This is a genomic window from Rhodocaloribacter litoris (genome assembly GCF_011682235.2).
GTDB lineage: Bacteria > Bacteroidota > Rhodothermia > Rhodothermales > ISCAR-4553 > Rhodocaloribacter > Rhodocaloribacter litoris.
Map to the genome: position 1 here is coordinate 2206599 of NZ_CP076718.1, position 9160 is coordinate 2215758.

The following is a 9160-nucleotide window of genomic DNA, read 5'->3' on the forward strand; positions in this document are numbered from 1 at the left end:
GGGGCACCGCCGGTATGTTCGGACGGTCGGGTCATGGTCATACGGTCGTTGCGAGCCGGTATCCGGCACGGGCGAGGACGGCGTGGGCGATGCGCTCGGCTGCATCCGGGCGGGCCTGCGCGCGCGCGGCGGCGGCCATGGCGGCCCGGCGTTCGGGATCCTGCAAGAGCCCCCGCACCGCCTCGACGAGGTCCGCCTCCAGACGGGCTTCGGGCAGGAGCACGGCGGCGCCGGCCCGCTCCATACTGCGTGCGTTTACGGTCTGGTGGTCCTCCGCCACATTGGGGGAGGGCACGAGGACGGCGGGCGTCCCGGTCACCATCAGTTCGCTGCACGTGATGGCCCCGGCCCGGCACAGCGCCACATCGGCCGCGGCGTAGGCCAGGTCCATCCGGTCGATGTACGGCACCAGGCGCAGGCGCGGGTGCGCGGGCACGCGAGCCTGCAACCGCTCGAAATAGCGGCTCCCCGTCTGCCAGATCACGAACACGTCCCCGGCATCGAGCAGGGCGGCCAGATGACGCTCCATCGCCGCGTTGAGCGCCTGGCTGCCGAGCGACCCGCCGAAGACGAGCAGCACCGGCGCCCCGGCACCACCGGCCCCTTCCGGCAGCTCGAAATGGCGCCGGGCCTCGTGCGGGTCGGCCGTGCGTAACGCCGCCCGCGTCGGGTTGCCGCTGAGCACACATTTCCCGGGCGGGAACGCCTGTTGCGCCTCCGGGAACGCAATGTGGACCTCGGCCGCCCACCGGGCCAGCAGGCGGTTGGTCATCCCCGGATAGGCGTTTTGCTCCTGCAGCACGAGCGGCCGCCCGTGCAGGTGCGCCGCCAGCAGCACCGGCCCGGCCACGAAGCCGCCCGTCCCGACGACCACGTCCGGGTCGAACGCCTCGATGAGCCGCCGGCTCTGCACCAGCCCGCGCACCAGTTTGAAGGGAAAGACCAGGTTGGCCGGAGTGAGCCGGCGTTGTAGCCCGACCACCGTGATCGGATGGATCGGGTAACCGGCCCGCGGCACCGCGTCCCACTCCATGCGCGTCTCCGTCCCGGCAAAGGCGATCGCGGCCTCGGGCACCAGCCGCCGCACGGCGTCGGCAACGGCGATGGCCGGGTACACGTGCCCCCCGGTTCCCCCCCCTGCAAACAATATCCTCGGCGCACGCTCCATCGATGGTGGATCAGGGATTGCGGGTGAAAGATGGAAGATTGTGGATTCGAAGCCGGGTCGACACAACACGCACCGCCCTGCCGGGCTTTCCGCGGAACGTTCAGGGCGCTCCCGGGCCGGTTGCCTGGCGGGAGATGTTCAGCAGGATGCCCACCATCACCCCGTTGGCCACCATCGAGGTGCCACCGTAGGAGACGAACGGCATCGGCAGGCCGGTCACGGGCAACAGGCCCGCCGCCACGCCGGCATGGATGAACCCGTAGAGCGCGAGCATGGTGACCAGCCCGGTGCCGAGCAACAGCCCCAGCGGATCGGGGGCATGCCGGGCGATGCGCAGGAAACCGCGAAACAGCAGGAGCACGAACACCGCCAGCAGCGCCAGGGCCCCCAGAATCCCGTATTCCTCGGCGATGATGGCGAAGATGAAGTCGTTGTAGGGCGCCGGCAGGAAGTCACGCTGGATGCTCTTGCCCGGCCCCACGCCGGTGAGCCCGCCCATGGCGAAGGCGATGCGTGCCTGCCGGGCCTGGTACCCTTCGTCCTGGCTGGAGAAGACCGCCTCCGCGTCCGTGTGCGGAAAGAGTTTCACGCCCACGTAGGCTTCCAGGCGCTCGGCCCGCTCCGGCGAGGCCAGCAGCAGCAGGTACGCCGCCACGACGCCCAGGGCCACCACGCCGCTCAGGTGCAGCACCCGCACCCGCCCGACGAAACACATCAGCATCACCGAGACGAGCACTACCGCCGCCGTCGAGAGATCTTCGAGCCCGATCAACCCGACGACGGCGCCGGTCCAGAGGCAAAGCGGCACGAAGGCCCGTTTGAAGTCGCCGATGTAGCCCTGCTTCTTCGCCAGCAGGAAGGCCACGTGCAGCAGGAGCGCCACGCGGGCCAGGTCGGAGGGTTGAAAGCCGAAGACCCAGCGCGAGGCGCCCCCGGAAGCATCCCCGACCACGAGCACGGCCAGCAGCAGCGCCAGGGCCGCCACCACCCCGATCCGGGCCTTGCGGGCCAGTTGCCGGTAGTCGACCAGGCTGAACAGCCCCACCATCCCGAGTGCCAGCGCCAGCCGCCCCACGTGCCGCAACAGAAACCGTTCGGTGTCCCCGCCGGCTTTGGTCTCGGCCAGGAAGGAGACGGCGCTGTAGACGGCCACCACCCCCACGGCACCGAGCGCCAGCACGGCCCAGACGACGTACTTGTCCGCCGGCGCCCGGCTCAGGAGTTTCATTTGCTTGAGCATGTTCACAGGCTGGCTACCAGGCGTTTGAACGTGTCGCCCCGGTCTTCATAGTTCTGAAACATGTCGAACGAGGCACAGGCAGGGCTCAGCAGCACGATGTCGCCGGGCTGGGCGAAGACGCGGGCACACCGGATGGCATCCTCCATCGAGCGGGCCGCCATGCTGTGCGCAACGCACGGCCCCAGCTCGTGCAGCACCTTGTCGGCGCTCTCGCCGATGGCGATCAGGGCCCGCACTTTCTGCCGGACCAGCGGCTTCAGCGGGGTGTAGTCGTTGCCCTTGTCCCGTCCCCCGGCAATCAGCACGATCGGTTCGTCGAAGCTCTCGAGGGCATACCAGACGGAGTTCACGTTGGTGGCCTTGGAGTCGTTGACGTAGCGCACCCCGTCCACCTCGCGGACGAACTCGAGCCGGTGAGGAACGCCCTCGAAACTGGCCAGGCTCTCGCGCACCACCTCGTTGCGGACCTCCATCACCCGTGCGGCCACGGCCGCCGCCAGCGAGTTGTACAGGTTGTGTCGACCCCGAAGGGCCAGTTGTTCGGCTTGCATGAGGACCTCCTCGTGTGATGATATCCGAAGCACGAGCGCGCCGTCGCGGACGAACGCCCCGGCCTCGACTTCTTTCTCCAGGCTGAAGGCCAGCGCACGAAACGCCCGTTTCCTGCGCTCCAGGCCCACATAATCGCGGATCACCTCGTCGTCGTCGTTGTAGACGAGCACGTCGTCCCCGCGCTGGTTGGAAAAAATGCGGCACTTGCTGTAGGCATAGGCGCTGAAGTCGTTGCCATACCGGTCCAGGTGATCCGGGGTGATGTTCAGCAGCACGCTGACGCGGGGCCGGAACGTGGCCACGTGGTCGAGCTGGAAGCTGGAGACCTCCAGCACCACCACGTCGCGGGGCGTCGTGTCGAGCACGTAGTCCGAGAACGGGAAGCCGATGTTGCCGGCCACGATCGTACGCCGCCCGGCTGTGCGAAAGACGTGGCCGAGCAGGCTGGTGGTGGTCGTCTTCCCGTTCGAACCGGTGATGGCCACGATCGGCGCCCGGCAGAACCAGGAGGCCACCTCGATCTCGGAGAAGACCGGCAACCCGCCTCGCAGCGCCTGCTGCACCAGGTTGATCGTCGAAGGCACCCCCGGGCTGATGACGATGAAGTCGGCCGCGAGCGCACGCGTCGTGTGCCCCCCGAATTCGTACGTCGCGCCGATGGCTTCCAGCGCCGCCTGCAACCCGGCCGGCGCCTCCCCCTGCTCGGTCAAAAAGACCCGCGCACCGGCTTTCACCAGCAACCGTGACACGGCCAGGCCGCTGCGGCCCCCGCCGATCACCGTCACCGCCTTCCCCTGAATTTCTTCCGGACGCATTGCCTGCAGGCCCCCCGGGCCGGTTAACGAATCCGCAGCACCAGCAACGTGGCGATGACCGTGACGATGGTGATGATCCAGAACCGCACCACGATCTTCGCCTCGTGCGTACCCTTTACCTCAAAATGATGGTGAAGCGGGGCCATGCGAAAGACGCGCCGGCCCACGCCGTACCGGCGTTTCGTGTACTTGAAGTAGCCCGTCTGCACGATCACCGAGATCGCCTCCAGGAAGAAGATGGCGCACAGCAACGGCAGCAGCAGCTCCTTCTTGATCATGAGCGTCAACGTGCCGACGGCCGCCCCGAGCGCCAGCGACCCGGTGTCGCCCATGAAGACCGTAGCCGGATAGCTGTTGAACCAGAGAAAGCCGAGGCAGGCCGCCGCCAGCGCCGCCCCGAAGACGGTCAGCTCGCCGGCCCCGGGCAGGAACATCTCGTTGAGAAAATCTGCAAAGACGGCGTTGCCGGCGATATAGCAGAGCACCGTCAGCCCGAGTGCCACGATGGCCGTCACACCGGCTGCCAGCCCGTCGAGCCCGTCGGTCAGGTTGACCGCGTTCGAGAGGGCCGTGATGATGAAGACGACCACGGGGATGTAGACGAGCCAGCCCAGATCCAGCCCGCCGTCGAAGAACCGCGCGAGGAAGTTGTAGTCGAGCGCCTCTTCCTTGACGAAGGGCAGGTAGGTGATGGTGTTGAAGCCGGCAAACTGCGGGTGGAAGTAGAGCACGGCGCCCACGAGCAGCCCCAGGCTCACCTGCCCGGTGAGCTTGATGCGAGCCGGCAACCCGCTCTTGTTTTGCCGGACAACCTTGATGTAATCGTCGGCAAAGCCGAAGGCCCCCATCCAGGCCGTCGCCGCCACGATGAGCCATACGTACACCTCGGCGAGGGCGCCCCAGAGCAGGGTGGCCCCCAGCACGGCCAGCAGGATGATGACGCCGCCCATCGTGGGGGTACCGCGCTTGTGCGAATGGTCGATGGCGCCGGCCTGCGGGCCCTCACGCACCCGTTCCCCCACCTGCTTCCGGCTCAGCCAGTTGATGATGCTTCGCCCCGCGAAAAGCGCAATGACGAGCGCCGTGATGGCGGCCAGCGCTGCCCGCACCGTGATGAACTGGAAGACCTGAAAGCCGGGTGGCTCGTAGGTGCGCTCCAGATATGTCAGCAGGTAATACAGCATCTAGAATGGTTGACAATGACCGACTTGCTCATTTGGAAACTTCAAACGCCGGCACCCTCCTCCCCCCACACCCATACACCCACACACCCACACACCATGTACCGCTATCCTCCTTCCCGGAGTCCCCGGTCGGCGAAGCTGCGCCGGGCCTCCTCGCGGTCGTCGAACGGAAGCTTTTCCGTTCCGATGATCTGGTACGTCTCATGCCCCTTGCCGGCGATGAGCACCACGTCGCCGGGGGCGGCGCGAGCGGCCGCCTGGCGGATGGCCTCACGCCGGTCCACGATCCACAGCGCCTCGGTGGGCCGGTCCATCCCCCGGCGGATGTCGTTCAGGATCTTCTCCGGGTCCTCGGTGCGCGGGTTGTCGCTCGTGACGATGACACGGTCGGCATACCGTTCGGCGATGGCCCCCATGAGACGGCGCTTGTCCGGGTCGCGGTCGCCCCCGCAACCGAAGACGCACCACAGCGTGGCCGCAGGTGACTTCGTGACGCGGATCGTCTTGAGCACGTTCTCGAGGGCGTCCGGTGTGTGGGCATAGTCGACGATGACGGTGGTACCGTCGGCGAAGCGGAGCTGCTCGAAGCGGCCGGGCACCGGCGGGGCCGTCGCCAGCGCGTCGAGCACCGCCGCGGGCGGCAGGCCCAGGGCACGCCCGGCCCCGTAGGCCGCCGCCAGGTTGTAGGCGTTGAACAGCCCGACCAGGCGAAACCGGCGCTCCTGGCCGTCGATGCGCAGGTGCAGCCCGCCGATGCGGTTCGCCAGCACTTCGAGGCGGAGGTCGGCCTCCGGCGACTGGCCGTAGGAGAGGACCTGCGCCGCCGTGCCGGCGACGATCCGCGCACCGGCCGGATCGTCCCGGTTGTAGAGCGCCGTCGCGTGGGCTCCGAGGCGGTCGAACAGTTTCTTCTTCGCGGCGAAATAGGCCTCAAAGGTGCGATGGTAGTCCAGATGATCCCGCGTGAGGTTGGTGAAGATCGCCACGTCGTAGTCGATGGCCCGGACGCGCTCCTGGTCGAGGGCGTGCGACGAGACCTCCATGACGCAGGCCGCGCAGCCGGCATCGACCATCCGGCGCAGCATCCGCTGCAGTTCGAGGGCGTCCGGGGTCGTGTGGGTGGCTTCCTGCCGGGTCCCCCCGAGGTCATAGGTCACGGTGCCGATCAGACCGGCCCGCAGGCCCTGCGCCGCCAGCACGTGGTGCACCAGGTAGGCGGTGGTCGTCTTGCCGTTGGTGCCGGTGATCCCGGTCATCTTCAGCGCCCGCGAGGGGTCGCCGAAGAAGGCGGCGGCCAGTTCGGCCAGGGCGGCCCGGCTGTCGTGCACCTGTAGCCAGGCGATGCCGGCGGCGCGTTGTTCACGGCGCGCATACGCCGCCACGTCCGCCGGCATCGCCTCGCATACGATGGCGATCGCTCCGTTTTGAACAGCCTTGTCAATGAACAGGTGACCGTCGGCCTTCTCCCCGCGCACGGCGACGAAGAGGCCTCCCGGCCCGACCTTGCGGCTGTCGTGGGCCAGGTGGTCAATGCGAATATTTTCCAGGCCTCCCCTTTTCTTCCGGAGCAGGCCGGCCTCGACGAGCCGCTCGTACAGTTTTCTCAGGGCGATCATCCTGTCTCCTTCCCCGGTGGTTCGGAAGCGCGGCGGGTCAGCGCCGGGCGGGCCGGCAGTGGAGCACGGCCCGTTTCGGCAGAGGGGCACCCGGACGCGGCGCCTGCCCGGCGACGAGGCCGTTCCCTTCGAGGCGGACTTCCACCCCGCGTGCGGTGAGCCAGAAGGTGGCCGCCCGGGCGCTGAGTCCCGTCAGGTCCGGCATGACGAGGGCCGTGTCCGGTGCCGCCAGGTCCAGCCGGACGCGGGCGTGCAGGGGGGCCGGCTCGCCCGGTGCAGGCCGCTGCCGCGCAACGGTCGCCCCGGCCGTTTCGGGCCGGTCCACCCGGTAGCCGTGCGCCTGCAACAGCCCCGCGGCCACGGCGGCGGGGCGGCCCGTCACGTCCGGCACGGGCCGTTCCGGGCGTTCCTCCGGATCGCCGGGTGATGCCGGCTGTGCCAGGGCCGCCAGCTTCGGGAACGTCCCCAGCCAGCGCCGGGCGATCCGCTGGAACACCGGAGCCGCCACCGACCCGCCGTAGATGCTCGTCTTCGGCTCGTCGAGCACGACGATCATGGCCACCGCCGGGTCCTCGGCCGGGAAGAAGCCGACGAATGAGGCGCGGTAGGCCCCGCGTTCGTACCCGCCGTCGCGGGCCTTGAGGGCCGTGCCCGTCTTGCCGGCGACGCGCAGCCCGGCCAGGCGCGCCTTCTCCCCCGTGCCATACTCGACGACGGCCTCGAAGGCCGGCAGCAGCTTGCGTGCCGTCGCCTGCCGGAAGGCCCTGCGGACCGAGTCCTGCCGGGCCACCCAGACGGTGCGCCCGGTCACGTCCCGCCGCTCGGCCACGACGTAGGGGCGAACGAGCAGCCCGCCGTTGGCCAGGGCGCTGTAGGCCGCCAGCACCTGCAGCGGCGTCGCATCGACCTCGTAGCCCCGGCTCATCGAGGTCAGCGTGGTACCGCTCCACGTGGCGGGCTTCTTCAGCAGGCCCGGCACTTCACCGGGCAGGTCGATCCACGTGTTCTGGCCGAAACCCAGGTTCCGCGCATACTGGTAGAAGACACCGGGATCGAGCCGCATCGCCACCTTGGCCATCCCCACGTTGCTCGAATGGGCGATCACACCGGCAAAGGTGAGGGTGCCAAAGGCGTGGGTATCTTTCAGCGTGCGCCCGTGGATGACCATCCAGCCGTCCCCCGTCTCGATAGAGTCTTCGAGGGCGACGACCCCCTGCTCGACGGCCGCGACGGCCGTGACGAGTTTGAAGGTCGAGCCCGGCTCCATGCGGTCGGTGATGGCCCGGTTGCGCTCGGCCTCCGCCGGTGCCGCGCCGCGCCGGTTCGGGTTGAACGACGGCACGTTGGCCATGGCCAGGATGGCGCCCGTATGGGGGTCCATCGCAATGGCCGTGCCCCACCGGGCACCATGCTCGGCCACGGCCCGGGCCAGTTCCTCTTCGAGGATCGTCTGCCGGACCAGGTCGATCGTGAGCACGAGCGTCTGGCCGTGCTGCGGCTCGACGAGGACGCCGTCCGGGACGGCCTTGAGCACCCCCCGGCGGTCCCGCCGCACGGCCCGCCGGCCGGGGGTTCCCCGGAGCTGGTCGTCGTACTGCAACTCGAGCCCGGCAAGGCCCCGCAGGTCCGGGTCGACGTAGCCGAGCACATGGGCGGCCGTCTCGCCGTACGTATACCGGCGCCCGAAGCGGGGATGGAGGATGAGCCCCGGCACCTCCCAGGTCTCGACCTCCTCTTTTTGCGTCTCCGAGAGGCCCCGGGCGAGCAGCACGTACTGCGGGCTGGTGCGCCGGCGCACCTGGCGACGCAGCGCCGCCTCGGGACGCCCCGTCAGCCTGGACAGTTTCTCAAAGAACAGGTCGGCGGCCCGGTCGAAGCCGGGCACCGTGGGGTCGAGTGCCAGGTCATAGCGTGCCGTATTGACGGCGAGCGTGCGCCCGGCACGGTCGAGGATGGCACCGCGCATGGCCGGGATCGTCACGAACGAGTCGGCCTGTCGCTTGCCCAGCGCCCGCAGCGCCTCGCCCTCGGCCAGGTAGATCCGGAGCACCTGTCCGGCCACGAGCAGCGGCAGCAGGCTGAGCAGCGTCAGCACCACGTACATCCGCACCAGTATTTGATCCCTCGGCTGCATGCGTCGTCTCCGGCCGGGCCGCCGTGCCCTGCCTGCGGGCCCGGGCCGCCTGCGGGTGGCGGTGGCACGTCATCGTTCGATGGTGATGGTTCCTCCGTACGTCACATCTTCGACCAGCCCCAGCCCGCGGGCTCGCTCGTAGATGCGCGCCGGGGAGGTCATCTGGTCGTATTCCCCCTTGAGGCGGTTGTATTTCAGATGAAGGTCCAGATTCTCGCGGCGGAGCCGCTGCACTTCGGTGAGCACCTCCTGCGAGGCGTGGACATGGCCCACATACAGCGTGACGGCCAGCGCCAGCACCAGGAGGAAAAGGGCAAAGCGCAGGGTCGAGACCGAGTCGAAGGCTGGCCGGCGCCCGGCCGCGGCCGCGGGCCCGTTGCCGCCGGCGAGGTCGTCCCAGGTGGGCAGCTTCAGGCGACGCGGTGTGCGCCGGGGCCCGGCCGGAGCGGCC

Annotated in this window: 7 protein-coding genes; all 7 read right to left on the bottom strand. The window is 69.1% G+C overall.

Features of this window, described 5'->3' with window-relative positions; genetic code table 11:
* Window positions 1-37: 37 nt before the first annotated feature.
* Window positions 38-1168 (bottom strand): undecaprenyldiphospho-muramoylpentapeptide beta-N-acetylglucosaminyltransferase, encoded by a 1131-nt coding sequence (gene murG / locus GQ464_RS09205; RefSeq protein WP_166976664.1) that lies wholly within the window; start codon window positions 1166-1168, stop codon window positions 38-40.
* A gap of 100 nt (window positions 1169-1268) precedes the next feature.
* Window positions 1269-2396 (bottom strand): FtsW/RodA/SpoVE family cell cycle protein, encoded by a 1128-nt coding sequence (locus GQ464_RS09210; RefSeq protein ID WP_228350745.1) that lies wholly within the window; start codon window positions 2394-2396, stop codon window positions 1269-1271.
* 14 nt (window positions 2397-2410) lie between these two features.
* Window positions 2411-3775, bottom strand: coding sequence for a UDP-N-acetylmuramoyl-L-alanine--D-glutamate ligase (gene murD / locus GQ464_RS09215; RefSeq protein WP_166976662.1), 1365 nt, complete (start codon window positions 3773-3775; stop codon window positions 2411-2413).
* Between the two features lie 23 nt (window positions 3776-3798).
* Window positions 3799-4959 carry a phospho-N-acetylmuramoyl-pentapeptide-transferase gene (gene mraY, locus GQ464_RS09220; RefSeq protein WP_166976661.1) on the bottom strand — a complete coding sequence of 387 codons (1161 nt, stop codon included), beginning with the start codon at window positions 4957-4959 and terminating at the stop codon, window positions 3799-3801.
* A gap of 104 nt (window positions 4960-5063) precedes the next feature.
* The gene (locus GQ464_RS09225; protein ID WP_166976660.1) at window positions 5064-6575 is read right to left on the bottom strand and encodes a UDP-N-acetylmuramoyl-L-alanyl-D-glutamate--2,6-diaminopimelate ligase; all 1512 of its coding nucleotides are present in this window, start codon (window positions 6573-6575) and stop codon (window positions 5064-5066) included.
* A gap of 37 nt (window positions 6576-6612) precedes the next feature.
* Window positions 6613-8709, bottom strand: a complete 2097-nt coding sequence (locus tag GQ464_RS09230; RefSeq protein ID WP_166976659.1) for a penicillin-binding protein — start codon at window positions 8707-8709, stop codon at window positions 6613-6615.
* A gap of 69 nt (window positions 8710-8778) precedes the next feature.
* On the bottom strand, window positions 8779-9160 hold a 382-nt coding region (locus GQ464_RS09235; protein WP_228350746.1), incomplete at its 5' end, for an FtsL-like putative cell division protein.